The organism is Bradyrhizobium sp. AUGA SZCCT0182 (assembly GCF_018130185.1).
Classification (GTDB): Bacteria; Pseudomonadota; Alphaproteobacteria; order Rhizobiales; family Xanthobacteraceae; genus Bradyrhizobium.
In genome coordinates, this window is the sequence record NZ_JAFCLY010000003.1 from 173697 (window position 1) to 199209 (window position 25513).

At 61.9% G+C, this 25513-nt stretch carries 21 protein-coding genes; 6 read left to right on the plus strand and 15 right to left on the minus strand.

Annotated features, from left to right (window positions below):
• Positions 1-41 precede the first annotated feature (41 nt).
• The gene (gene ispH, locus JQ611_RS05325) at positions 42-968 is read right to left on the minus strand and encodes a 4-hydroxy-3-methylbut-2-enyl diphosphate reductase (RefSeq protein WP_212265474.1); all 927 of its coding nucleotides are present in this window, start codon (positions 966-968) and stop codon (positions 42-44) included.
• A 444-nt stretch (positions 969-1412) separates the two neighbouring features.
• Between ispH and JQ611_RS05330 the strand changes: the two genes are divergently transcribed.
• A complete protein-coding gene (locus tag JQ611_RS05330) occupies positions 1413-4001 on the plus strand; it encodes an MMPL family transporter (protein ID WP_212464724.1) in 2589 nt (862 codons plus the stop codon).
• Here JQ611_RS05330 and JQ611_RS05335 read toward each other — a convergent pair.
• Positions 3969-4667: a DUF2147 domain-containing protein gene (locus tag JQ611_RS05335; protein ID WP_212464725.1), complete on the minus strand. Its 699-nt coding sequence runs from the start codon at positions 4665-4667 to the stop codon at positions 3969-3971. The genes JQ611_RS05330 and JQ611_RS05335 overlap by 33 nt on opposite strands.
• Positions 4668-4765: 98 nt before the next feature.
• On the opposite strand from JQ611_RS05335, the gene hpnO reads away from it, so the two are divergent.
• On the plus strand, positions 4766-6157 hold the full coding sequence (gene hpnO, locus JQ611_RS05340) for an aspartate aminotransferase family protein (RefSeq protein WP_212265471.1): 1392 nt from the start codon (positions 4766-4768) through the stop codon (positions 6155-6157).
• Positions 6158-6314: 157 nt separating this feature from the next.
• Positions 6315-6719, plus strand: coding sequence for a GFA family protein (locus JQ611_RS05345; RefSeq protein WP_212265470.1), 405 nt, complete (start codon positions 6315-6317; stop codon positions 6717-6719).
• Positions 6720-6750: 31 nt separating this feature from the next.
• On the opposite strand, the gene JQ611_RS05350 is transcribed toward JQ611_RS05345, so the two are convergent.
• From JQ611_RS05350 to JQ611_RS05395, 10 genes are all read right to left on the minus strand, one after another.
• Complete coding sequence (locus JQ611_RS05350) at positions 6751-7653, minus strand: alpha/beta fold hydrolase (RefSeq protein WP_212265469.1); 903 nt, start codon at positions 7651-7653, stop codon at positions 6751-6753.
• Positions 7650-9272: a GMC family oxidoreductase gene (locus tag JQ611_RS05355; RefSeq protein ID WP_212464726.1), complete on the minus strand. Its 1623-nt coding sequence runs from the start codon at positions 9270-9272 to the stop codon at positions 7650-7652. The genes JQ611_RS05350 and JQ611_RS05355 overlap by 4 nt, the downstream gene beginning before the upstream one ends.
• Positions 9273-9437: 165 nt before the next feature.
• Positions 9438-11177, minus strand: coding sequence for a nitrilase-related carbon-nitrogen hydrolase (locus tag JQ611_RS05360; RefSeq protein ID WP_212464727.1), 1740 nt, complete (start codon positions 11175-11177; stop codon positions 9438-9440).
• A gap of 49 nt (positions 11178-11226) precedes the next feature.
• Positions 11227-11922, minus strand: a complete 696-nt coding sequence (gene urtE, locus JQ611_RS05365; protein WP_212464728.1) for an urea ABC transporter ATP-binding subunit UrtE — start codon at positions 11920-11922, stop codon at positions 11227-11229.
• Positions 11922-12671, minus strand: a complete 750-nt coding sequence (urtD, locus tag JQ611_RS05370) for an urea ABC transporter ATP-binding protein UrtD (protein ID WP_212464729.1) — start codon at positions 12669-12671, stop codon at positions 11922-11924. Before urtD ends, urtE begins: the two co-directional genes overlap by 1 nt.
• 5 nt (positions 12672-12676) lie before the next feature.
• A complete protein-coding gene (gene urtC, locus JQ611_RS05375) occupies positions 12677-13831 on the minus strand; it encodes an urea ABC transporter permease subunit UrtC (RefSeq protein WP_212464730.1) in 1155 nt (384 codons plus the stop codon).
• A gap of 3 nt (positions 13832-13834) precedes the next feature.
• Positions 13835-14728, minus strand: a complete 894-nt coding sequence (gene urtB, locus JQ611_RS05380; RefSeq protein ID WP_212412606.1) for an urea ABC transporter permease subunit UrtB — start codon at positions 14726-14728, stop codon at positions 13835-13837.
• A gap of 119 nt (positions 14729-14847) precedes the next feature.
• Positions 14848-16095: a transporter substrate-binding domain-containing protein gene (locus tag JQ611_RS05385; protein WP_212033330.1), complete on the minus strand. Its 1248-nt coding sequence runs from the start codon at positions 16093-16095 to the stop codon at positions 14848-14850.
• Between the two features lie 274 nt (positions 16096-16369).
• Positions 16370-16978, minus strand: a complete 609-nt coding sequence (locus JQ611_RS05390; protein ID WP_212464731.1) for an ANTAR domain-containing protein — start codon at positions 16976-16978, stop codon at positions 16370-16372.
• A gap of 15 nt (positions 16979-16993) precedes the next feature.
• Positions 16994-18142, minus strand: a complete 1149-nt coding sequence (locus JQ611_RS05395; RefSeq protein WP_212464732.1) for a transporter substrate-binding domain-containing protein — start codon at positions 18140-18142, stop codon at positions 16994-16996.
• A gap of 227 nt (positions 18143-18369) precedes the next feature.
• On the opposite strand from JQ611_RS05395, the gene JQ611_RS05400 reads away from it, so the two are divergent.
• From JQ611_RS05400 to JQ611_RS05410, 3 genes are all read left to right on the plus strand, one after another.
• On the plus strand, positions 18370-19542 hold the full coding sequence (locus JQ611_RS05400; RefSeq protein WP_212464733.1) for a M20 aminoacylase family protein: 1173 nt from the start codon (positions 18370-18372) through the stop codon (positions 19540-19542).
• Positions 19543-19640: 98 nt separating this feature from the next.
• On the plus strand, positions 19641-19835 hold the full coding sequence (locus JQ611_RS05405) for a hypothetical protein (protein ID WP_212265459.1): 195 nt from the start codon (positions 19641-19643) through the stop codon (positions 19833-19835).
• Between the two features lie 158 nt (positions 19836-19993).
• Positions 19994-21166, plus strand: a complete 1173-nt coding sequence (locus tag JQ611_RS05410; protein WP_212265458.1) for a M20 aminoacylase family protein — start codon at positions 19994-19996, stop codon at positions 21164-21166.
• Between the two features lie 244 nt (positions 21167-21410).
• Here the strand turns inward: JQ611_RS05410 and JQ611_RS05415 are convergent, their stop codons facing one another.
• The 3 genes from JQ611_RS05415 to JQ611_RS05425 all read right to left on the minus strand — a co-directional run bounded on the left by JQ611_RS05415 (position 21411) and on the right by JQ611_RS05425 (position 25458).
• Complete coding sequence (locus tag JQ611_RS05415) at positions 21411-23033, minus strand: inorganic phosphate transporter (protein ID WP_212265457.1); 1623 nt, start codon at positions 23031-23033, stop codon at positions 21411-21413.
• 97 nt (positions 23034-23130) lie between these two features.
• A complete protein-coding gene (locus JQ611_RS05420; RefSeq protein ID WP_212265456.1) occupies positions 23131-23571 on the minus strand; it encodes a GNAT family N-acetyltransferase in 441 nt (146 codons plus the stop codon).
• 450 nt (positions 23572-24021) lie between these two features.
• Positions 24022-25458, minus strand: coding sequence for a UdgX family uracil-DNA binding protein (locus JQ611_RS05425; RefSeq protein WP_212464734.1), 1437 nt, complete (start codon positions 25456-25458; stop codon positions 24022-24024).
• Positions 25459-25513 lie beyond the last annotated feature (55 nt).

Sequence of the window (25513 nt, forward strand, 5' to 3'; positions counted from 1 at the left end):
GATTTCTTTCTGGACCTTAGTCGTCGTAACTCGTGAATGGATCAGCCCGCAGTCAGTTCGGCTGGAAGCCGGAATTCGATATTTTCTTCCCTCCCAGGAAGCACCGACACCTTGACGGGTCCGATACGTCTCAAAGCCTCGATCACGTCGTCGACCAAAACTTCGGGCGCCGAGGCGCCCGCCGTGATGCCGACGGCCTTCGCATCCTTAAGCCAATCAGGGTTCAACTCGCTGCCATCGGCAATGAGATAACTCGCGACCCCGACCTCGGTGCCGATTTCGCGAAGCCTGTTTGAGTTGGAACTATTGGCGGCCCCCACCACCAAAATGACGTCAACCAGTTTGCTCAGGTCCCTTACCGCAGATTGGCGGTTCTGTGTCGCATAGCAGATATCCCGGATGTCGGGGCCTTGAATATCTGTAAAACGGGCCTGAAGGGCCGCAATTATGTCCTTTGTGTCGTCAACGCTGAGGGTCGTCTGGGTAATATAGGCCACCGGGGTGTCGATTGGGAGGGTCAGGGAGGCCACGTCATCGACGTTCTGGACCAAAAGGACCGTTCCGGGAACCTGACCCATGGTTCCCTCGACCTCGGGGTGGCCGGCATGGCCGATCAGAATCAGGGCCCGGCCCTTCGACATATACCGTTTGCCCTGATTGTGGACCTTGGTGACGAGGGGGCAGGTGGCATTGAGGACGGGCAGGCCGCGGGCGGCCGCCTCTTCCTCGACGCTGCGGGCCACGCCATGGGCGCTGAACACGGTAACGGCGAGCGGGGGAACTTCCGACAGGTCTTCAACGAAGATCGCGCCCTTGTTCTTCAGGCTTTCGACCACGTACTTGTTATGCACGATCTCGTGACGGACATAGACCGGCGGGCCGTATTTCTGCAGCGCACGCTCGACGATCTCGATGGCACGCACGACGCCCGCGCAAAATCCGCGGGGCTGCGCCAGATATACTTCCATGGGACGCTCATTACGCAAGTTGCACCAAATTCATTCAAAAGCCTTCGCGCAGTCAGTCCTGCCGGACCCGGCCGAACAAACTGCAATAACCGCACCACCGTTCCGGGGGTAATCCACCCAAGCACATGGAAGCACAGGGCTTTGTGTCAAAAAATGAGCGTCTAGAAAAGCCGGAACGCAAAAGGCCGTGTTCAGCTGAGGTCGACGGAAGTATCATAATACCTGAATTCCGTCCAATTCCTCACCGTTTCGTCACTTTCTCGCCCGCACTGGGCGTCTATATGGGGTTTCTCAATGCCATTTCGGCCGTTTTGCCTTCTCTACGCGGGGCCTCTCTGACAGTAACCACAACAATAGATCGCCCGATGTAGATCGCCCCCCGGAACTCCGCTAGACAGCGGACGTTTTCGGCAAGCTCCCTATTAAGACTTAGAAAGAAATGATGTGCTGACCAGCCTGGTTGTCTCAATTGTTAGAACGTGCACGCGGTTTGCCACCCTCATCGTCGTCTTTTCGCTGCTCCTCGCGATTGGCGCGGGCTTCTATGCGGCTCGCAATTTCTCCATCAATACCGACATCAACACGCTGATTTCGCCCGACCTGGACTGGCGCAAGCGCGACAACCAGTTTGAGAAGGCGTTCGATCGAGAAAAGCTGATTTTGGCCGTCGTCGAGGGCCCGACCCCCGAGCTCACCAGTGCCGCCGGCAAGGCGCTGGCCGATAAGCTTGCTGGCGACACCAAGAATTTCGAATCGGTGCAGCCGCTCGGTTCCGGCGAGTTCTTCGAGAAGAACGGGCTGTTGTTCCTGCCCGTGGAGGAGGTCGGCAAGGTCGCCGGGCAGCTCGAAGCCGCCGCCCCGCTGATCGAAATCATGGCCGGCGATCCGTCGATCCGCGGTTTGACCGGCGCGCTGGAAACCGGTCTTGCCGGCGTCAAGCGCGGCCAGGTCAAGCTCGACAATGCGGAACGGCCCTTCAACCTGATCTCGCAGACCGTCGAGAACATCCTGGGCAAGGGAACGGCGACGTTCTCGTGGCGCGAACTTGTCAGCGACAAGCCGCTCGCCGATTCCGACAAGCGCGCCTTCATCGAATTCAAGCCGAAGGTCGACTACAACGCGCTCGAGCCCGGCAAGGAAGCCACCGACGCGATCCGGCAGGCGGCCAAGGAGTTGAATTTCGCGGGCGAGTATGGCGCGCGCGTGCGGCTGACCGGACCGGTTCCGATCGCCAATGAGGAATACGCCACCGTCCAGGATGGCGCGATCGTCAACGGCATCGGCACCGTCGTGATCGTGCTCGTGATTCTCTGGATGGCGCTGCATTCAGGCAAGATCATCTTCGCCGTGTTCGTGAACCTGTTCGTCGGCCTTGCGATCACCACCGCGGTCGGCCTGATGATGGTGGGTTCGCTCAATCTGCTGTCGGTCGCGTTCGCAGTGCTGTTTGTCGGCCTCGGCGTGGATTTCGGCATCCAGTTCAGTGTCCGCTACCGTTCGGAGCGCTTCAAGAACGATGACCTGGTGCTCGCGCTGGAGAGCGCGGCCCGCCGCTCGGCGGTCCCGCTGTCGCTCGCGGCGATGGCGACCGCCGCCGGTTTCCTGTGCTTCCTGCCGACCGATTACAAGGGCATTTCCGAACTCGGCAAGATCGCCGGTGCCGGCATGCTGGTGGCGTTCATCACCAGCATCACGACGTTGCCGGCGATGCTGACGCTGCTCAACCCGCCCGGCGAAAGCGAGCCGGTTGGCTATGCCTTCCTGGCGCCGGTCGATGACTTTCTCGAGCGGCATCGCGTCATCATCATCACCGGCACGATATTGGTCGCGCTGGCCGGTCTGCCGCTGCTCTATTTCATGAAGTTCGACTTCAATCCGATCAATCTGCGCAACTCGCAGGTGGAGTCGATCGCGACCTTCCTCGATCTGCGCAAGGATCCGAACACCGGCGCCAACGCCATCAACGTGATGACGAATTCGGACGCCGACGCCAAGAAGATCGAGGCGAAGCTGGAGAAGGTGCCGGAAGTGCTTCGCGTGATGTCGCTCGACAGTTTCGTGCCGGAGGATCAGCCGGCCAAGCTGAAGCTGATCGCGCAGGCCGCCAAGGTGGTGGGCCCCGCGCTCAATCCGGATTCCGTCGATGCGGCGCCGACCGATGCCGAGAACGTCGAGGCGCTCAAGAGCTCAGTCGACAACCTGCGCAAGACCGCCGGCGACGGCAAAGGCGCGGGCGCGGCCGCGGCACGGCGGCTGGCGGATGCGCTGGCGAAGCTGGCCGAATCAACCCAAGCGGTTCGCGACAAGGCGCAGAGTGTTTTCGTCATCCCCCTCAAGATAACCTTCGACCAGCTCAAGAACACGATGCAGGCCCAGCCGGTCACGTTGAAGACCTTGCCGCCCGAACTCGTGAGCAGCTGGAAGACCAAGGAAGGCCTGATGCGCGTCGAGGCGCTGCCGAAGGGCGATCCGAACGACAATGAAGTTCTGCGCAAGTTTGCCGATGCGGTTCTCGCCGCCGAGCCGACTGCGATCGGCGGACCGGTCTCGATTCTCAAATCCGGCGATACCGTCGTCAAGGCATTCATCCATGCCGGTATCTGGGCGCTGATCGTGATCAGCCTGCTGCTCTGGCTGGCGTTGCGGCGGGTCACCGACGTGTTGCTGACGCTGGTGCCGCTGCTGGTGGCCGGCGCCGTGACGATGGAGATATGCGTGCTGATCGGGCTGCCGCTCAACTTCGCCAACATCGTCGCGTGGCCGCTGATGCTCGGCATCGGCGTCGCCTTCAAGATCTATTATGTGACGGCATGGCGCTCGGGCAGAACGAACCTGCTGCAGACCAGTCTGACGCGCGCCATCTTTTTCAGCGCGCTCACGACCGCCACGGCTTTCGGAAGCCTGTGGCTATCCAGTCATCCCGGCACCGCCAGCATGGGTAAATTGCTGGCGCTGTCGCTCATCACCACGCTGGCGGCGGTGCTGCTGTTTCAGCCTGCGCTAATGGGCAAACCGCGCGATATCGGGGAGTAGGCAGATATCGCCGACGGGATCGGCGGCCGCCTGTTTCTGGCCGGCGACGGGCTTTTGACCCGGCGCCGGGCTCACCGCACCGGTGGTCTTCGGCGCGGCGGTTGCCGCCGGCGAGCCGGGCGCGGGCGTCAGACCCGGTGCCGTCGCCGAGGCGCCAGCCTTCGGTGCTGCGCCTGCCGGATTTTTCGGCGCGGCGCCCTTGGCCATGCTGTTGCTCGGGCTTGAGGGAATCGGCGGCCCGACGCGGGTCCAGGTCTCGCCGCCGCACAGGAAGCCGAGCACGCAGCCTTGAATCTCCAGCTGGTCGGTTCCGACCGGCTTGATGGTCGAGCTGTAAGACTGTCCGTCCTTGGCGTTGTAGACTTGGCCTTCCCAGGCATCGACGCCGGGTTTCTTCTTCATGTTGATCAGGATCGGCATGCCCAGTGTAGGTCTGCTCTGCTTTGAGGCATCCGGATTATTCGTATCGCGGCCACCCGGCGTCTTCTCCCAGGCGACGGCACCCCACATGTTGCCGTTACATTGTGCTACTCGAATGTTGGCGACGCCGTCGGCCACTTTCCAATCGCCTGTGGGGTCGGCGGCCAGTGTGGAAGTAACACCTGTGGCAAAAAAGAATCCGGAAAAAACTATTCTGCGCGCGACAGTTCTTGGGCAGTGCAACATGGTTCAAACCTGCTTATGTAGATTATCCGAGAGGGGTCAAAACGCCGCATTGGGCGTTTTCAGTTGACGAAATGGCCATCAAGCGACGTATGTAGCGAATGCTAAGTTCAAATCTAGACGTTTCCGAGATGTTTGTGGAGCGCCAGGCGCAGCGCAGTTCCATGCATTCGCGCCATTTGAACGAGCAGCTCGTCCGCGTGCTCAAGACGATTGGCTATGATGTCGGCTTTCAGAAGGGTCAAGGTCAATACCTGTTCGATCGTGACGGGGCCCGTTATCTCGACCTACTGAGCGGATTTGGCGTTTTTGCGATTGGCCGCAACCATCCGGCGTTGCGCCATGCGTTGAAAAGCGTGCTCGACGCCGATTTTCCGAATCTGGTGCAGCTCGACGTCTCGACGCTGGCCGGAGTGCTGGCGGAACGTTTGTTCGAACATGTGCCATATCTGGACAAGGTGTTTTTCGCCAATTCCGGCGCCGAAACCGTCGAAGCCGCGATCAAATTCGCTCGTGGCGCCACCGGGCGGCCCGGCATCGTCTCCTGTTCGCACTCCTTTCATGGATTGTCCTACGGCGCCTTGTCGCTGATGGATGATTCGAACTTCCGCAGTGGCTTCGAGCCGCTGTTGCCGGGATGCACCCAGATCCCGTTCAACGATCTCGCCGCCCTCGAACAGGCGCTGTCGTCGCGTCAGGTCGCCGCTTTCATCGTCGAGCCGATCCAGGGCAAGGGCGTCAACCTGCCCACCGACGAGTTTCTGCCGGGCGCTCTTGCGCTATGCCGCAAATACGGCACGCTGTTCATTGCCGATGAAATCCAGACCGGGATCGGCCGCACAGGCAAGTTCTTGGCGGTCGAGCACTGGAACGTCGAACCCGACATGGTGCTGCTGGCAAAAGCGCTGTCCGGCGGACATGTGCCGGTCGGCGCGCTGCTGACGCGCAAGAGCATCTTCGACAAGATATTCAATCAAATGGACCGCGCGGTCGTGCACGGCTCGACCTTTGCAAAGAACGATCTGGCGATGGCGGCCGGGATCGCCACGCTCGAGGTGATGAAGGCGGAAAAGCTGGTCGAGCAGGCCGCCAAGCGTGGTGCCGAGCTTCGGCTGGCGCTGACGCGCATGGTGCCCGGCTACGAATTGCTGAAGGAAGTGCGCGGCAAGGGATTGATGATCGGCGTCGAATTCGGTCCGCCGAAATCGCTGCGGCTGAAAGCATCCTGGAACGTGCTCGAGACCGCCAACAAGGGCCTGTTCTGCCAGCTCATCACGGTGCCGCTGTTCAAGGATCACAAGATCCTGACCCAGGTTTCCGGCCATGGCAGCCACACCATCAAGCTGCTGCCGCCGCTGGTCATTACGGAAGAAGACTGCAGCTGGATCGAAAAGGCGTTCGACACTGTCATCGCCTCCAGCCACAAGGTGCCCGGCGCGATCTGGTCGCTCGGCAAGACCCTGGTCGACAACGCCGTGCGGAAGTCGGCGTAACGCCGACACGCAACACCAAAGCGCAACACACAGTCGCCATCTGGGCAAGCGGAAGTTCGCTTTTGAATTCCGCGCGGCGTACATGCGTTTATGCCGCAGTTTTCGGCTGATCCGCGCCATAGTATTCTCATCCCGACAAATCATGTGGAGGAGACTGATGCGCATTACCGGCGGCTGTCATTGCGGCGCGATCCGTTATCAGGTGGACGGCGACCTGATCGTTCATGCGTTGTGTCATTGCGCGGATTGCCGGCGGCACGCCGGCGCACCGATGGTAGGCTGGGCGATGTACGCCGAAGACGCAGTCAAGGTGACGCAGGGCGAGCCGAAGGTCTACGCGTCTTCCGAACACGGCCGGCGGCAGTTTTGCGCCAATTGCGGAACCGGCCTGTTCTACACCAATGCGAACATGCTGCCCGGGATCATCGACGTGCAAAGCGGCACCTATGACGATCCCGATGCCGTTCCGGTCATGGTGCACGTCCAGGTCGCCGAGCGGGTCAGCTGGATGGAGCGCGCGCACGAATTGCCGTTATTCGACCGCTACCCGCCGCAGACATAGAAGCGGGCAAGCGACAGGTTGCGATTGTCCGTTACCCGGCTTGTGCTTCGAACGCTGACAACGCCTGGAGCACGAGTTGGGGCGCTTCCTGCGCTACGCTGTGACCGGCGCCTTCGAACGTCCATTGGCTCGCGGCGGGAAGCAGGGCCACGGCGCGTGACGCCATCTCCCTGTAGATGGACCAGGATTGCTCGGTGACGGCCACCCGCACCGGACATTCGATCTCGGACAGCCACCCGAACGGATTGCCGCGCGCGTCGCCCGCGTAAACCTGCTCCATCGCCTCCAGGATCGGAAGCAGCACGGCTGACTCAATCTCGGGTGTGCAAAGCAGCCGCACCCGGCCATCGTCTTGCTGCGCGAAGCCGTGCCGGATGTAAGCCCGCAGCGAATTCTCCGTCCATTTTGCAAAGGCCGGCGCGGCGCGATAGCGCGCGAACGCGGCGTCCGCGCTCTCGAACTCGGCCTGTCGGCGCAGCGCGCCCTGCACCGCGCTTTTGCCGAAATCGCTCAAGCCATCAGGTCGAGCCGCCCGCGGATCCATCACCGTCGGCTCCATCACAAACAATCGTGCGAAGCGCGCAGGCATCAGTTTCGCCGCCAATAACAGATCGGTCGCGCCCGCACTGTGTCCGATGCCGTAGATATCGGTCAGATCGAGCGCCTCGATCACCCGGCACACATCCTCAGCAAAATCCTGGAAGTGATAGCGGTTGGCCTCAGGCTTGTGGCTGTCGCCATGACCGCGGCGGTCGAGCGCATAGACCGTATAATCCTGTGCGAGTTCGCGGGCGACGTCGTCCCAGACCTCGGCGACAAAGCCGGTGCCGTGCAATAGAAGCGCGGGCGGCCTGCCTCGATCCTCCGCACCCCATCGCGCCAGCGCGATGCGCGACTCAATATCGCCGATCGAAATCCGAGCCGGGCCCGTCAAGCGCGCGCATCCTCCAAAATCATTGTCGCGCCCTTTTCCGCAATCATCGCCGTCGGCGTATTCGTGTTGCCTGACGTGATCGTCGGCATCACCGAGGCGTCGGCGATGCGCAAGGCGGCAATGCCGTGAAAGCGCAGGCGCTCGTCGACGACGGAAGTGGCATCGGAAGCCGATCCCATCTTCGCGGTGCCGACGGGATGGAAGATCGTGGTGCCGATATCGCCCGCGGCTTTCGCCAACGCCGCATCGTCGTCGCCGACGCTGGGGCCGGGCAGATATTCTTCGGGACGAAACCGCGCCAGCGCCTGCTGCTTCATCAGTCGGCGCGTGGTGCGGATGGCGTCCGCCGCGACCTGCCGGTCTTCATCGGTCGACAGATAATTCGGCGCGATTGAGGGCGCCTGACTTGCCTCGGCGGAGCGCACGCGTACGGTGCCGCGCGAGGTCGGCCGCAGATTGCAGGCGCTGACCGTGATGGCGGGGAAACGGTGCAGGGGATCGCCGAATTTATCGAGCGACAGCGGCTGCACGTGGAACTGGATGTTGGCGCGCTCGCGATGCGGATCGGAGCGCGTGAAGATGCCGAGCTGCGACGGCGCCATGGTCAGCGGACCGCGGCGGCGGAACGCGTAGTCGAGCCCCATCAGGCCGCGCCGGAACAGATTGTAATAGGTCTCGTTCAGGGTGCGCACTCCCTCGACCTTGTAGATCGCGCGCTGCTGCAGATGGTCCTGCAGATTGCGGCCCACACCTTGCCGGTCGAGCGTGACGTCGATGCCAAGCGGCGAGAGCCAGTCGGCCGGGCCAATGCCGGAACGGTGCAGCACCTGCGTCGATCCGATGGAGCCTGCGCAGAGAATGACTTCGCCCTTGGTGCGGGCTTCGACGATCTCGTTCCCCTGATAGAAACGCACGCCGACGGCGCGGCCGTTCTCGACAATCAGCCGGTCCACCAGCACGTGCTTTTCCAGCCGCAAATTCTGGCGGTTCAACACGGGTTTCAGAAAGCCCCGCGCCGAAGACCAGCGGCGGCCGCGCTTCTGGTTGACGTGGAAATAGCTGATGCCTTCATTGTCGCCGGTGTTGAAATCGGCGATGCGGCGGATGCCCATCTGCGCGGCGGCGTCGCCGACCGCATCTAACACTGCCCAGGACAGCCGGGGCGCTTCGATGCGCCAGCCGCCGCCCGCGCCATGATGTTCGCTCTTGCCGAGGAAATGATCCTCGAGCGCTAAGAAGTGCGGCAGCACGTCGTCATAGCCCCAGCCGGTGAGGCCGAGCTGGCGCCAGTGGTCGTAATCGGCGGCCTGGCCCCGCATCGAGATCATGGCGTTGATCGCCGACGAGCCGCCGATCACCTTGCCGCGGGGATAGGCCAGCGCGCGGCCGTTGAGGCCGGGCTCCGGCTCGGTCTTGAACATCCAGTCGGAGCGGGGATTGCCGATCGCGAAGAGGTAGCCGACCGGGATGTGGAACCAGATCCAGTTGTCGTTGCCGCCGGCCTCCAGGATCAGCACGCGATTGCCGGGATTGGCCGACAACCGGTTGGCCATGATGCAGCCGGCCGTGCCCGCGCCGACGACGATATAGTCGAAATCACCTTCAAGCCGCTTCATCATCGTTACCGCGCGACCCGCAAGGCACGCAATGCCGGGGCCAAATTCGATCTGCAGGATTGGCCGCGCGTCACGTCCAGTGAACGGCGGTACCGTCGCGGACGATCAATAAACGAATCCGGGCAAAAGCGAACCCTTTCGTTTCCGCAGCGGGCGATTTCCGCCGCTCTATTGATGCCATTTCACCAGAGCGGGGTAATGGTGCGGCAGGCGCATCATCACGAGATCCTTTCGGCGAACGATGTTCGTCGGGTAGGGCGTATCGAGGTTCGTCGTATCGACGCTCGCCGCTGCAAATCCCTCATCGTCGAGGATGGCAGACTCCTGGCGCGGAAATGCGAACGCATCCGGGCCGAATACCGCGCTTTTTCCCAGATAACCGCGATCAGGATCGTAGACGTTCGCAAATGCAAAATAGACGTTGCTTTCGCCGCCGCGCACGCGAAAGGCGTGCCAATGGTGGGGATCGGCGCCGGTCGGGATCGGGTAGTTGTGGCGTATGCTGGTCCCCTCGTGAGCTCCGGTAAATTGGCCGGCAATGGCGGCCGGGCAAGCGACGAGGTCGCAGCCGAGCAGCGACAGCGAACGCACCGCCTCGGGGAAGAGGGCATCGTGCCCGATCAGCAGGCCGACCCTTCCGATTGGAAGGTCGAACACTTTCCAGTCCGAGCCGGCGCTGGCCCAGATCTTGTCGCGCGCGTTCAGATGAATCTTGCGGTAGCTGCCGACCAGGCCTTCGGGGCCGGCCAGAACGGCGGTGTTGAACAGCCCTTCAGCGGCCCGCTCCGCGAAACCGGCGATAATGTGTACCCGCAACCGTGCCGCCAGGCGGACAAGGCGCGTGACCGCCTGATCCTTGATGTCAAGCGCGCGGTCACCGGGTGCGCCGATCCCGGTCATCGACAGTTCGGGGAATACAATGAGGTCAGGCTTTTCCTCGCTGACGGCCTCCTTGGCCAAGACCTCAATGCGCGCGAGATTCTGCTCGACGTCGTCGGTTGGCGTAAATTGCACGACCGCGGCCCGCGATCGTTGCCCGGGAGGCAGCGGCTGGTAGCCATAGAGCTTGAAGAAGTCGCGCGGATTCCAGGTGAAGCTGTTCGTCATCAGGTTGGCATAAAGCTCGGGACGACGGTCCTCGAAGATCGGCTCCGACAACACCTCCCGCCGGCGCGCCCTGGCGAGATCGATCTCGCCATGCACGATACCGTCGCCGCTATCCAGCACCGCCTGAACATTGCCGTCCGGTTCGATGATGCAGCTTCCACCGCTGAACTGCACCGTGCGCTCGAGGCCCCAGCGGTTGCTCTCGATGACATAGCAGCCGTTTTCGAACGCGCGGTTGATCCAGTAAGGCGCCGGCGCCCGTTCCTGCAACCAGTTGCTGATGTGGCAGATCACATCTGCCCCAGCCAGTGCTTCCAGCCGCGCGGTCTCGAAGAAATGCAGGTCCATGCAGACCAGTAGCGCAATGCGTCCGATCTCGGTCTCGAACACGATATGGGCGATGTCTCCCGACGCGGCCCATTTCGGTTCGGAAATATAGGGATGCGACTTGCGGTGCTTGCCGACAACGCCGGACGGCCCGATCAGGACTGCCGTGTTGTAGTAGAGGTCCGTGGAGGCGTCGACCTCGGGCATGCCAACGACGATGTAGCAGCCGAATTGCTTTGCAAGCGAATGAAATACGTCGGTGGTCGGACCGGGAACGGTTTCCACGAAAGGCTTCACTTCCGCCCTGTCATACCAGCAATAGCCGGTGGTGCCCATTTCGGGGGTGACGATCAGGCGCGCGCCTGCCGTCGCGGCTTCGCTCGTCATCTCCAGCAAGCGCTGGATGTTGCGCTCCTTTTCAAACATCGTCGGCTCGAACTGGATGGACGCCGCCTTGAAACGCTCTGATGCCATTGCCTTACCTCTGCCACGCCGCCACGGCGGATACCGAAAGTTCCAGGATTCAAATCGCCATTCTCAGGTGCACAAGCTCTTCCGTGAGCTGCGATACCGGGCCCTCAGCCACCACGCGTCCCTTTTCCATCATCGCGAACTGGTGCGACGCGCGGCGGACAAATTCGATGTTCTGTTCCACCAGCACGATGGTGAGGCCGATCTCGCGATTGAGGCGAATAATCGTCTGCTCGATTTCCTCGACGATCGACGGCTGGATTCCCTCATTGGGCTCGTCAAGCAGAAGCACATCCGGCTCCGAGGCGAGGGCCCGGGCGATCGCCAGTTGCTGCTGCTGTCCGCCGGACAGCACGCCGCCCAACCGGTCCATGTTCTGCAGCAGATAAGGAAACAACTCGCCGACCAGCGGGGGAATGACGCGTCTGCCGTCGGTCCTGGCGAAGGTTCCGAGCAGGATGTTTTCGCGAATGGTGAAGTCCGGAATGATTTCGCGGCCCTGCGGCACATAGGCGAGGCCGGCGCGGGCGCGGCGGAAGGTCGGCTCATGGGTGATGTTCGTTCCGTCCAGTTCAATCTTACCCGCGGTCTTGTCGGTCATGCCCATCAGGGTTTTCAGCAGCGTCGTTTTGCCGACGCCGTTGCGGCCGAGCACCGTGGTGATCCGCCCCTTGTCGAAGCTGAGCGTGACGTCATGCAGAACGTGGCTGCGTCCGTAAAAGCTGTGAATGTTCGACAGGCTCAGCATCAGGAGATACTCCGCGATCCCAAATACGCCCGCCTGACGGCTTCGTCCGTTTCAATCGATGCAATGTCGCCTTCTGCCAGCACCTCGCCGAGATGCAGCACGGTGATGCGTTCCGCGATCTCGCGCACGAACGCCATGTCGTGTTCGACGACGAGCAGGGTGTGCTTCCCTCGCATGCTGTTGATGATGTTCGCGGTCTTTTTGGTTTCGGCTGCCGTCATGCCTGCGGTTGGTTCATCGAGCAGGATGACTTTCGGGTCCTGAAGCATCAGCAGGCCGAGTTCGAGCCATTGGGTTTGGCCATGGCTCAGATAGGCGGCCGTCAAGTCGGCCTTGTCCCGGAGATCGACAATGTCGAGCACCTCTTCGATCCTTGCGAGCGCATGCCTGGAAAAGCCGAATCCGAGGTTCGCGAACACCGAGGGATTGCGGCAAGAGGCGACCTCGAAATTCTGGCGGACGGTGAGTTCGCGGAACACGCTGGGAATCTGGAATTTCCTGCCGATCCCGGCCCGGGCAATCCGGTGTTCCTGCCAGTTCGTGATTTCGGTGTCGTAAAGATGAATGTGTCCGCTGGTGCTGTGCGTACGACCGGAAATCAGATCCATCAGCGTTGTCTTGCCGGCGCCGTTGGCGCCGAGCAGTACGCGCAATTCTCCCTCGGCAATCGTCATGGTGACGTTGTTGACGGCTTTGACGCTGCCGAAGCTGACTTCAAGCCCGTCGATCGTGAGCGCGGTGGCTGCCATGGCGCTCACCCGCGCTCTGCAAGGGCGTCGCGGCTTTCCGCCACCAGCCCTTCATCGGAGGCCGCCTCCGTGGCAGGCGCCCGCCAGCGGTCGAGAAGATCGTGTGCAAATCCGCCAAGGCCCCGCGGCAGGTACAGCACCACGAGGACGAAGATCAGCCCGACCACGGCTTTCCAGACCTCCACCAAAGCCTTGGTCTCGCTGACCTTGGCCTCGATCATGTTGATGAGGATGGCGCCGACGCAGGCGCCGAGGATCGAGGATCGTCCGCCGACCGCAGCCCACACCACCATCGTGATCGAAAACGACAGGTCCATGAAAGTCGGGGAGGCGAACTCCGAGACCATCACGTAGAGCATTCCCGCGAAGCCGCAGATCGCCGCCGACACCACGAAAAAGAAAATCTGGTAGCTCGGAACGTCCAGCCCGAGATAGCGCGCGCGGGTCTCGTCATCCCGCGTCGCCTGAAGGATGAGGCCGGCCCGCGTGCTGACCAGCAGACGCGCACCGACGAGAACCAGCGACAGCGCGATGGCAACCAGATAGTACGTCGCGCGGCTGTAGGGGTCGAACTGAAACGCCCCGATCGTCAGCCAGGCGAGGTCGGTCAGCCCGTTGAAGCCGTTGGTCAGCGGCTGCGCATCGATGACCAGCAGGCGCACCAGCAACACCAGTGCCAGTGTGATGATCGAAACGAAGACGCCGGAAATCCTGTTACGGAACACGATCAGTCCGGTAATGGTGGCAATCGCCACCGGCAACACGATGCCTATGGCAACGCCAAACCATTGGCTTTGAAACGGAAGCCATATGAAAGAGCCCTTGTTGATGCAGCATAGTTGCGTCAGCGCGCCGGGCTCGGCGTTCCACAGCATGAAGTCGGGGACCGGCGTGTCGGATCCCTGTTGCAGACTGGTCGGACTGGCAAGCTTCAGCGACATCGCCAGCATGTAGGCGCCGGCGCCAAAAAACAGTCCCTGACCCAGATTGAGGATGCCGGCGTATCCCCAGGACAGCGCGACGGCGACGCCGAGCATGCCGAACACCAGGTACTTTGCGATCCGGTTCAGCCAGAACTCGTCCAGCATCAGCGGCGCCAGCAGAATGGCGGCGACGAAGAGCCCGTAGAGCAGAAAATCGTATCTTTGCCTCGATGCCATGACTCAACGACCCCTGAACGAGAAAAGGCCCTTGGGCTTCACGACAATGATGAGAATGACGACGCCGAATATGACGGCACGGGCGATCGTGTCGTTCTTGAGCGCGGCCACCACGCTGTTGATCTCGCCGAGCAGTCCGGCTGACAGCACCGATCCCAGCAGGCTTCCGACACCGCCGACCACGACGACCAGGAAGCCATCGACCACCATGGGCGTGCCCATGTCGGGGAATACCGTCTTGAAACCCGACATCATGACGCCGGCTATTCCGGCGAGGCCCGAGCCAAAGGCGAAGGTGAGGGCATTGACGCGTGCGACGTCGACGCCGCAGGCCGCCGCCATTTTCGGGTTCCGGATGATGGCGCGGACCTGCATTCCGATCGAGGTCCGCTGCAACAAAAACCAGGTCACGGCCGCAAGGGCGGCGGTGACGACAATGATGAAGGCGCGATAGGTGTTGATTTCCACACCAGCCAAATGAAACGTGCCCTGCAGGACTGCCGGCACCGGCACGTTCTGAAGACCGGGCCCCAGGCCCTCGACGTGAATGCCGAAGAACGACAGGCCGAATTCAAGCCTGATCGCCTGCTGTATCAGGATGGCGACGCCCCATGTGGCCAGCAACGTATCCAGCAGCCTGCCATAAAGCCGGCGGACGATGACGCGCTCGATGACCAGGCCGACGATCGCGGTAACGACGAAGGCGATCGGAATTGCCATCACGATGTTGGCGTCCAGCCAGATGCGCGACAGCACGGCGGTGTAGGCGCCGAGCATCACCATCTCGCCATGGGCCATGTTGATGACCCCCATCGCGCCATAGGTGATCGCAAGTCCGAGCGCCACCAGCAGCAGGATCGAGCTCAGGCTCAGGCCGATAAACATCGTGTCGATCATGTCGTGTCTACTTTCGAAGGAGCCGGACCGTTCACCGAACATCTTCCAGCCAGGGCGCGTTGGGGTGGGAGGTGCGCCCCGGCTGGAATGTCTTTCGATGTGGCCGGGCCTCCAGCTTCTTACTTCAGCTTGGCGGTTTCCAGCCCCTTCGCCGTGCAGAACAGATCGCTTTCAGTTTCACCATAGGCCGAATAGGCGAGCGGCTTGATCGGCTCCGGCCAGGCGTCGACCACCTTGCTTTGGCCGTCCGGCTGCCACTGGCCGACCCGCGGCGTCAGCCAGCAATGCAGATTGTCGGCGTCGATTTTGACCTTGCCGCCCGGCGCGTCGTAGGTCTGGCCGCGGATGCCATCGCGAATGCCGTCCGCGGTAACCTGTCCCGACTTCTCGATCGCCTGCTTCCAGAGGAAGACCTGGAAATAGGCCGCCTCCAGCGAGTGGTAGGTCACCGCTTTCGGATCCTTGGTGAACTTCCTGAAGTCTTCGATGAACTTCTTGTTGGCCGGCGTGTCGATCGACATGAAATAGGGGAACGACGTGTAGCTGCCGGCGGCGTATTCGGGGCCCATCGCCGCGATCTCGATTTCGGAAGTGACGGTCGCGCAGATCGGGATCGTCGCCTGCGAGAGACCTTGATTCTTGAACTCCCGGTAGAAGGCGATGATGGAATCGCCGACCACGTTGGAAAGAACGACGTCGGCGCCCGAATCCTTGATCTTCTTGACCATGCTCGCCCATTCGGAATGGCCGAGTTCGAGATATTCGTCGCCGGTCCATTGCGCGCCGGCGGCCTCGATCAGCTTCTTGCTGACTTTGGCCATCTCGCGCGGATAGACGTAGTCCGATCCGACGATGAAGAACTTCTTCTTGCCGAGCGTCTTGGCGATCCACGGAATATACTTGCCGAGCTGCTGGTTCGGTACCGCGCCGGAATAGACGACGTTGCGCGAACACTCGAACCCCTCGTAATGGGTCTGGTAGAACAGCATGGCGTTTCGCCGTTCGAAGATCGGCAGCACCGCCTTGCGGCTGGCCGAGGTGTGGCATCCGAACACGGTTGCCACGCGATCCTGAATGACGAGCTTGGAAGCTTTTTCGTTGAAGGTTTTTGGATCGGAGGCGCCGTCCTCGACGATGACTTCGACCTTCCGGCCAAGGACGCCGCCCGCCGCGTTGATCTCGGATACGGCCATCTGCACCGCGCTCGCCAGCAGCTTTTCAACGATCGACAGGCCGCCGGTCTGCGAGTAGAGCGCGCCCACCTTGATCGGGTCGGCTGCAAAGGCCTGCCTGATCACAGAAGGCGATGCGATCGCGGCCGAGGTGATCGCCGCCGTCTTTAAAAAGTCACGTCTGTTGAAGGACATCTTGTTCCCCTGGTTTGTGCGAAGCTTCGGGCACTGCTGAAATCAATCAGCGTGATGACTGGTTTGGAAAGACGCTGACGTCTCTGTCAGCCGGCAACAAAAAACCCGCAGGACCGGGTCAACGGTCTGCGGGCAACTCTGCCACCTGCGGTTCGGAGAACATTCCGCCGCTACGTCAAGACGTGGCCTCGTTGTGAGGGGACGTCCTGACGGCGCCCATGAGGGGCACTATCAACGTCAATATGCTAATCTGCTCTCGCGCTCATTTGCAAGCCTAATCTGCTTGCGCTCTGCTGCGTAACATATCTTCGGACCTGATGATCAGATTGGCAACCTCGTCCACCGGAACGCGGCTCGCCATCGCTCGATTTCGTATCTCGTGATAGGCTTCAGCCTCGCTGAGCCTGCTGCTCGACATCAGGATCGCTTTTGCCTTTGCCATTCTTTGATCGCCAAGCAGCCGGCGCTTGTACTTGCGCGCTTGCTTGCTGAGGGCCTGTTGCTGCAACCAGAGATTTCGCGCGATCGCCAGGTTGGTCAGCAGCCCGAACGGTTTCAGCGGCCGCTCGATGACGGCCAGCGCCCCGCTTTCGAGAACGATCTGCAACGTCGATGGATTTTCGTAAGAGACGATCGCCAGGATAGTCGGCGCCGGCTGCGTGATGGACTTGAGCAGCCGTTCGGTTTCGGGGCGCGTCTCGTCGTCGATCGACAGAAACAGCACATCCGTATGCGCAGGCAGTTCGGTGGGGACGGGCCAGCGGCAATTCACCGTACATCCGATCCGCCGCAGATGATCGACCAGAAACTCTCCCTCAGCGTCCAAAGGGTGGATGACGAGAACGTTGAGGTCCCGCAGGTCTTTCAATAGCGCGACGGACACTTGAACGGCTCTCCGCTACATTCGCACGGGCTGCGGCACGGGTTCGGATGAACCCAGCCGATGCTCCAGCATGAAGGGATCAGGCTGAACCCGGGCCGTGGGTTCGTGCACGATTTCGTATTCGCCTCGCGCATTGACCTTGGCAACGCGGGGCCACAGATGCGTATGGTTGTTCAGCCGTTCGATCTTCACATTTCCCTGCGGCGCCTCGAATTCCACCTCATAGAGCGCCGGCAGCAGTTCGCTGTAGCGATCGCTGCCCGCTCGTTCCAGCGCGGCGGCATAGAGGAAGACCTGAAAATACGCGGCTTCCGCCGGCGCAGTCACCGGCGTATCCGGTCCGCAAGCCTCTCGACAGGCCCGGACGAATGCCTGCGCCTGCGCACTGCCGAGCGTCGAGAAGAACGGCGCGGCGGTGATATGCCCGCGGATTACCTCCGGCGCCATCTGGACGAGATCGGCCTCGCTGGTGGACAGGCTCGCGACCGGCGTTTTGGACATGTCGAGGCCGGACTGAACCAGTGCGTTGAAACACGGGATGATGCCGGCGCCGACGATGGTCGAATAGATGACATCCGGCTTGCTTGCCTTGACGCGCTGGATGATCTTTTCGATATGAAGCGGCGTCAATTCCAGCGGCACGTAAAGCTCGTCGAGGACCTCGCCGCCGGCCTGAAGAAACAGATCGGCAATGATGCGATTTGATTCGTAAGGGTAAACGTAGTTCGAGCCCACCAGAAAGACCCGGCGACCGTAATTGTTGGTGAGATAGTCGACGAGCTGGACCGAGTTCTGGTTGGGAGAGGCGCCGGTGTAAATGCAATTGCGCGAATATTCGAAGCCTTCATACAGCGTGGGATAGAACAGCAGGGCGCCGCGCGCTTCAATGATGGGGAGCGCCGCCTTGCGCGTACTGGACATGTGGCAGCCGAAGATCATGCGGACGTGATCTTCATCGCACAGCCTGACAGCCAGCTCGCGGTATTGCTGCGGGACCGAGCCGGGGTCGTAGCAAATCGGCTCGATCGGCTTGCCGCGCACGCCGCCGGCGGCATTGATCTGCTGGATCGCCAGCAGGGTCGCCGCGCGCTGCGTTCTCTCGATCGCAGCGGTAACGCCGGTTTCGGAAAACAAAACGCCTACTCGCCAGCTGCCTGCGTCCATTGCCACCATTCCAAAAAACAAAAAGCTCCCGCCCGTTGCCGGTCGAGAGCTACCCTGCTCATGAGGTACGGCCAAACCTGCCGCTACGACGGCCAATCATGCCGTCGCGAGGAGCTTAGCGAGTTCAGGTCGGGCTGGCAACGCCAGTTTGCCGAGGGGATGTTTGGGTGGTTCGCGTCTTGCATGCTACAGAGGCACAAACGTTCAACCAGAAAACGATCAGTTCCATGCCCATTGTCAACCGCGTCGCCGATCTGCAACCCGATATCCAGGCATGGCGCCGCGATATCCATCAACACCCCGAGTTGTTGTACGAGGTGCACCGCACGGCGGCGCTGGTGGCGGACCGGTTGCGGGAATTCGGCTGCGACGAGGTGGTCACCGGTATTGGCCGCACCGGCGTGGTCGGCGTCATCAAGGGCAATAGGCCCGCCGGCAAGGGTGAGGTGAAGGTGATCGGGCTGCGCGCCGACATGGATGCGCTGCCGATCGAGGAAGCGACCAACCTGCCTTATGCTTCGAAGAACCCGGGCTTGATGCACGCCTGCGGCCATGACGGCCACACCGCCATGCTGCTCGGGGCGGCGCGCTATCTTGCCGAGACGCGCAATTTTGCCGGCGATGCGGTCGTGATCTTCCAGCCGGCGGAAGAAGGCGGCGCGGGGGCCGTTGCGATGATCGAGGACGGGCTGATGGACCGTTTCGGCATCGAGCAGGTCTACGGCATGCATAACGGTCCGGGCATTCCGGTCGGCAGCTTCGCCATTCGCCCCGGTCCGATCATGGCCGGAGGTGACGCTGTCGCCATCCGGATCGAGGGGCGGGGCGGGCATGCCGCGCGTCCGCACAAATGCATCGACTCCGTGCTGGTCGGCGCGCAGCTGATCAATGCGCTGCAGTCGATCGTGTCGCGCAGCGTCGATCCGCTGGAATCGGCGGTCATTTCGATCTGCGAATTTCACGCCGGCAATGCCCGCAACGTGATCCCGCAAACCGCTGAACTGGCCGGCACCGTCCGGACCCTGGACGCCGAAGTGCGGAAACTGGTGGAAAAGCGCGTGCGCGAGGTCGTCGCCGGGGTGGCGCAGATCATGGGCGCGAAGATCGACCTGACCTACAACCGCGGCTACCCGGTGACGGTCAACCATGTCCCGCAGACCGACGTCGCGGTCCGGGCCGCCCGGGAAATCGCCGGCGACGCCAATGTCAACGAGATGCCGCCGCTGATGGCCGGTGAGGATTTCGCCTTCATGCTGGAGCAGCGGCCGGGCGCGCTGATCTTCTGCGGCAACGGCGACAGCGCGGGGCTGCATCACCCCGAATACAATTTCAACGACGAGGCCCTCGTGTTCGGCACCTCGTACTGGATCAAGCTGGTCGAGAACACGCTGGCGGCGTGAGGCCGTTCACGGGCATTTCAACGAGGTCGGCTTGACGGCCGGTCGCCGCGTGGCCAGCTTTATGTTGTGCCTTCCGCAAGGTACATTGGAGCCTGCCAATGAGCGCCAACGCGACCTTCGCATTGCTGATGATCGGAACGGTCATTTCGATCTACCTTGCCGGCCGACTGGCCGAGCGTCGCGGACGCAGCTTCAAGGTTTGGGCGTGGATTGCTGCGTTCATCGGGCCGCTGGCACTCCCTCTGGTGTTCCTGTTTCCGAACCTGCACCGCAGGAATGGTGGCCCGGTCTAAGGACCGCCGGCGCGCAAAGCGTTAAGATGGCAAGCCCGCCCGGGCTCCCCCTTTGGCAAGCGCCCCGGATGGATAGGGCCTCTGCGGTAGGGTGCTGGGTGGAGCGCGTCTTGCATGCTAGACAGGCAAGCGTTCAACCCGGAAGCAGAGAATTTGCAATGCCCATCGTCAACCGCGTCGCCGACCTCCAACCCGATATTCAGGCCTGGCGCCGCGATATCCATCAACACCCCGAATTGCTCTATGACGTGCACCGCACTGCGGCATTCGTCGCGGATCGCTTGCGCGAATTCGGCTGCGACGAGGTCGCGACCGGCCTCGGCCGCACCGGCGTGGTTGGCGTCATCAAGGGCAAGAAGCCTGCCGGCAAGGGCGACATCAAGGTGATCGGGCTGCGCGCCGACATGGACGCGCTGCCGATCGAGGAGGCGACCAACCTGCCTTATGCCTCCAAGAATCCCGGCAAGATGCATGCCTGCGGCCATGACGGCCACACCGCGATGCTGTTAGGGGCCGCCCGCTATCTCGCCGAGACCCGCAATTTCGCCGGCGATGCGGTCGTGATCTTCCAGCCCGCCGAAGAGGGTGGCGCGGGCGCCGACGCCATGATCAAGGACGGCCTGATGGACCGTTTCGGCATCGAGCAGGTCTATGGCATGCATAATGGTCCGGGCATTCCGGTCGGCAGTTTCGCCATTCGCCCCGGCCCGATCATGGCGGCGACCGATGAGCTCGACATCAAGATCACCGGGCTTGGCGGCCACGCGGCACGGCCGCATATCTGCATCGATTCCGTACTGGTCGGCGCGCAGGTGGTCACCGCGCTGCAGTCGATCGTGTCGCGCAGCATCGATCCGCTGGAGTCGGCGGTGATTTCGGTCTGCGAGTTCCAGGCCGGCAACGCCCGCAACGTGATCCCGCAAACCGCCGAATTACGCGGCACGATCCGGACGTTGACGCCGGAAGTTCGCGCATTGGTCGAGAAGCGGGTGACCGAGGTGGTCGCCGGCGTCGCGCAGATCACCGGCGCCAAGATCGACCTTACCTACAAGCGTGGCTATCCCGTCACGGTGAACCATGCTTCGCAAACCGACTTCGCCACGCGGATCGCCAGAGAAATCGCCGGCGAGGCCAATGTGCACGAGACCCCGCCGCTGATGGGCGCGGAGGACTTTTCCTACATGCTGGAAGCCCGGCCGGGCGCGTTCATCTTCTGCGGCAATGGCGACACCGCGGGCCTGCATCACCCCGAATATAATTTCAACGACGAGGCGATCGTCCACGGCACGTCGTACTGGATCAAGCTGGTGGAGAACGCGCTGCCGGCGTGAGGCAAGCGCAGGCCAAACGTCTCTTACACTTCTACGGCAACTTGAGAGAACGCCTGCATGTTCATGCAGGCGTTCTTTTATTTGGCGTGCGATACGCGCGCTATCGTCGCTGGCTCAAACCGCTTTAGCGGCCTAGACCCAACCCGGAGCGACCAGCGTTATTCGAGGCTCACGCAAAAAAGCCCGTGCGGTGGCGCGGGCCTTTCTGTTGCATTGCAGCGGAAGAGACCGCCGCAGTCTCTCGTCAGAAAATGTAAGAGAACAGCACGTAGAGGCTCGCCGACAGCATGATCGCGCAGGGCAGCGTCAGCACCCAGGCCATCAAGAGGTTGCGGATGGTGGCTAGCTGCAGGCCGGATCCGTTGGCCGCCATGGTTCCGGCGACACCCGACGACAGCACGTGCGTGGTCGAGACCGGCAGGCCGAAAATGTCGGCGGCGCCGATGGTACCGGCGGCAACGAGCTCGGCGGAGGCGCCCTGCGCGTAGGTCAGGTGCGTCTTGCCGATCTTCTCGCCGACGGTGATGACGATGCGCTTCCAGCCGATCATGGTGCCGAGGCCGAGTGCGATCGCGACCGCGATCTTGACCCAGGTCGGGATGAACTTGGTGGCGCTGTCGAGCGAGGCCTTGTAGGCGTTGAGGGTGGCGACCTCGTCCTTCTTGAGGTCGTTTTCCTTGTCCTTCATCAAAAAGCGGATCGCTTCCGAGGTCAGGTACATGTCGTTACGGGTGTTGCCGACGGCTTCAGCCGGCACCTTGTTGAGCGTGCCGTATTTCTGCACCTGGTCGCCGACGTCCTTCACCAGCACGGCCAGCGATGGATAGGTGCCTTCGCTGATCTTGCGCGCGGCGACATATTGCGTCACCGCCGGGCGGGGATCGCCGATGATGCTGTGGCCAGCGCCCTTGGCAGCGATCACCTTGGAAGCTGCCTCGGAGGTCTTCTGGAACTGCACCACCTGCGATTCCGGCAGCGCGCGGTTCAGCGCGTAGGCGGTCGGCACGGTGCCGATCAGGATCAGCATGATCAGGCCCATGCCCTTCTGACCGTCGTTCGAACCATGGGCGAAGCTGACGCCGGTGCAGGTGGCGATCAGGATGCTGCGGATCCACAGCGGCGGCGGCTTGTTGGCTTCGGGCGCGGCGTACAGCGCCGGGTTGCGCACGACGAACTTCAGGACCAGCAGCAGGATAGCGGCCATGCAGAAGCCGAACAGCGGCGACAGCAGCAGCGCGTAGCCGATTTCGGTCGCCTTGGTCCAATCGACGCCCGAGGTGCCGTCGCGGCCGCGCATCAGCGCGTTGGCGATGCCGACGCCGATGATCGAGCCGATCAGGGTGTGCGAAGAGGAAGCCGGCAGGCCCAGATACCAGGTGCCGAGATTCCACACGATCGCGGCGATCAGCAGCGCGAACACCATCGCAAAGCCGGCGCCGCTCCCGACCTGCAGGATCAGTTCGACCGGCAGCAGCGAGACGATGCCGAACGCGACCGCGCCCGATGACAGCAGCACGCCGAGGAAGTTGAAGAAGCCCGACCACATCACGGCAAATTCGGCCGGCAGCGAGTGGGTGTAGATCACGGTCGCGACCGCATTGGCGGTGTCGTGGAAGCCGTTGACGAACTCGAAGCCGAGCGCGATCACGAGCGCGACCAGCAGCAGGATATAGGGCAGATAGGTCGTCACCTTGGCGCCGGTGGCTTCGACGTCGACATAGATGCTGTACATCACGAACAGGAACCCGGCCGCGAGAATGCCGAAGAACAGGATCATCGTGAGCGGGTTGAACCCCTTGTCGAGATTGGGCCTGGAAGCCGGCTGGATCGGTGCTCCCATCGATGAATTGAGTGTCATATCAGTCATGGCAAACCCCCTGAAATACTAACGGCGGTTAATCTTTTGACCGATGGAGTTGAAGGTTAGATGACAGGGGCGGCGTCCACGCGTGCGTGCCGGTATGTCAGGGGCGCGCCACCCATTCCCCTCGGAGCATGGACATCAGGCGCATCGACCGGAAGGCTCCGTCGGGGTTCCGGTGCAGATCGCGAACCACGCCTTCCTCGACAAACCCGGTTTTGAGGTAAGTCCGGTAGGCCCGTTCATTCTCAACGAATACAAAGAGTTCGACGCGATGCGCCGCCAGATCTTCGAAGCAGATCTGCAGGACCGATCGCAGCAGGCCCGATCCGACGCCGCAGCCGGGGGTTCCAACCGCGATGCGCCTGAGCCGAACGCATTGGTTGGCGCTTCCGATGCCTTGTAAAATGGCAAATCCGGCAATCTCCGTTCCGTCGCAGGCCACCAGATATCGGGAAGACGGGTTTTCGATTTCAGCGGCGTGCTGTTCGGTCTCCCATCGGCCGATCAGACGCACATAGCCTTCCACGCGTTCGATGCGCATGATGGCGGGATGTCAGATTTACGCGCGGTTTGAATCTGCATGGCGGCAGTTTGGCGTTGCCGCGCCTGCCGGGCAATGCCAAGGCAAGAAGCCGCGAGGGGCGATCGCCGCAAGGGATGATGGCCAAGGGATGATGGCCAAGAGATGATGACCAAGACAGGTCGCGCGCTGCACGGCACCGGGGCTAGAGGAAACCGCACAGCGCGCCGACCCCATGGGAACGTCATGGCGTAAACAGGACGCCCCAACCCCTCCCCAAGAGAATGAGATAGTATCATCGATCAATTGAAGGTTGTACATTTATTTGTCAGTTTTCGAGGGGGCGGTAACGGGAATTTGCGGTTCCCCAATTGCCAGTTCCGATTGAATCGGAACTGGCAATTGATTCTTGGTTTGACGCGTTTTCTTGACGCGAACCGGTATCCACTTCGCTTTGGGATGCGCGAAAATTCAGGCAGCGTGCGCCGATTTTCGCAGCAAGGCTGCCGCGATTTTGAGATCGGCCACGAAGCGCTGATACTCTTGCGCCTTGGCGTCGGCGTCCGGCAGCCGCAGCAAATAGGACGGATGCACGGTGACAAGAGCCGTCGCGCCGTCCTCGAGATCAATCAGGCGTCCGCGGCTTTTGTTGATCGGCGTGATTTTGCCGAACACGCTCTGCGCTGCGGTAGCACCCATCGCCACAACCAAGACAGGCTTGATGGCGGCGCGTTCGCGTTCGTACCATTGCCGGCAAGCCTTGATCTCAGCTGTGTTCGGCTTCTGGTGCAGGCGGATTTTCCCGCGCGGCACAAACTTGAAATGCTTCACGGCATTGGTGACGTAGACTTTTGAACGGTCGATGCCGGCCTCATCCAGTGCACGATCCAGCATTTGGCCGGCCGGTCCGACGAACGGCTTGCCCGCGAGGTCTTCCTTGTCGCCGGGCTGTTCGCCGACCAGCATGACCTGGGCATTCTGTGGGCCTTCGCCGAACACGGTCTGGGTGGCGTCCTTCCAGAGCGGGCAGGCGCGGCAATCGGCGGCTTCTTCCCGCAGCATTTCGATGTCGTCGGCTGCCTGTTTGCGTTTCATCGGCGGTTCCTGCCGCTTCTGCGATTTATGCGGTTCGCTCGCCGCATGCGCGATCATGGCGCTGGCGGTGCGTTCGGCACTCTCGATCAGAGGCTTAATCAACGAGGCCTCCGGCAGGTTCCGCCAATATCGCTTCGGCATTTCGGTTTGCATGGCCTTCACCTTCAGCCGGGCGGGATTGAAGATGCTGGCATAGTAACGCCGCCAGGTTTCCTCCAACCGATCTTCGGTCGGCGCCTCGGCCTTAGCTACCCCCGGCGTGATCGAAACGGCATGGCCATCCCAATGCGCGCAGACGTCAGGCGTCAGGATCGACCAGGGCATGTCGGCAAAGCGCCGGGCGAAGAACGGCGCGGCCAGCTCCACGATATGATGCTCCGGCTCGAACCAGGCGACGAAATGCGATTTCTGCTCGCGGCCGATTTCACGGAAGCGCACAAAGGCGTGCATCTTGTGCTCGTCGCGGTGCACGGCCTTTGCCATCGCCGCGACCTCCGCCACGTCAGGATCGGTCGCAACGACAAGCAGGTCGTGGTTGCCGCGTAGCCGCCACAGCAGGCGATAGAGGATGGCAAAGCGTTCGCTATTGCGATGCAGGATCGCGGCTTTCACCAGCTCGACGAATTTGGTCGGGACGTTGAAAGTCGCATTTGGCGGGTCGGGCAGTGGGGTGGTCGATTCAAACAATTCGGGCGCGTCACCTTGCACACGCCATGTCACGTCGGCCGGGCTTACATCATTCAGCACCAGCGTCCGTGCCGCCTTACGCCAGCCGTCAAAATCGGTTTCGCCGTCGAGGGTGATGTGGTGCATGTCTCTCCTCCTCGTCATTGCCTGCGACAAACGCGAAGCGTTTGCGCAAGGGAGC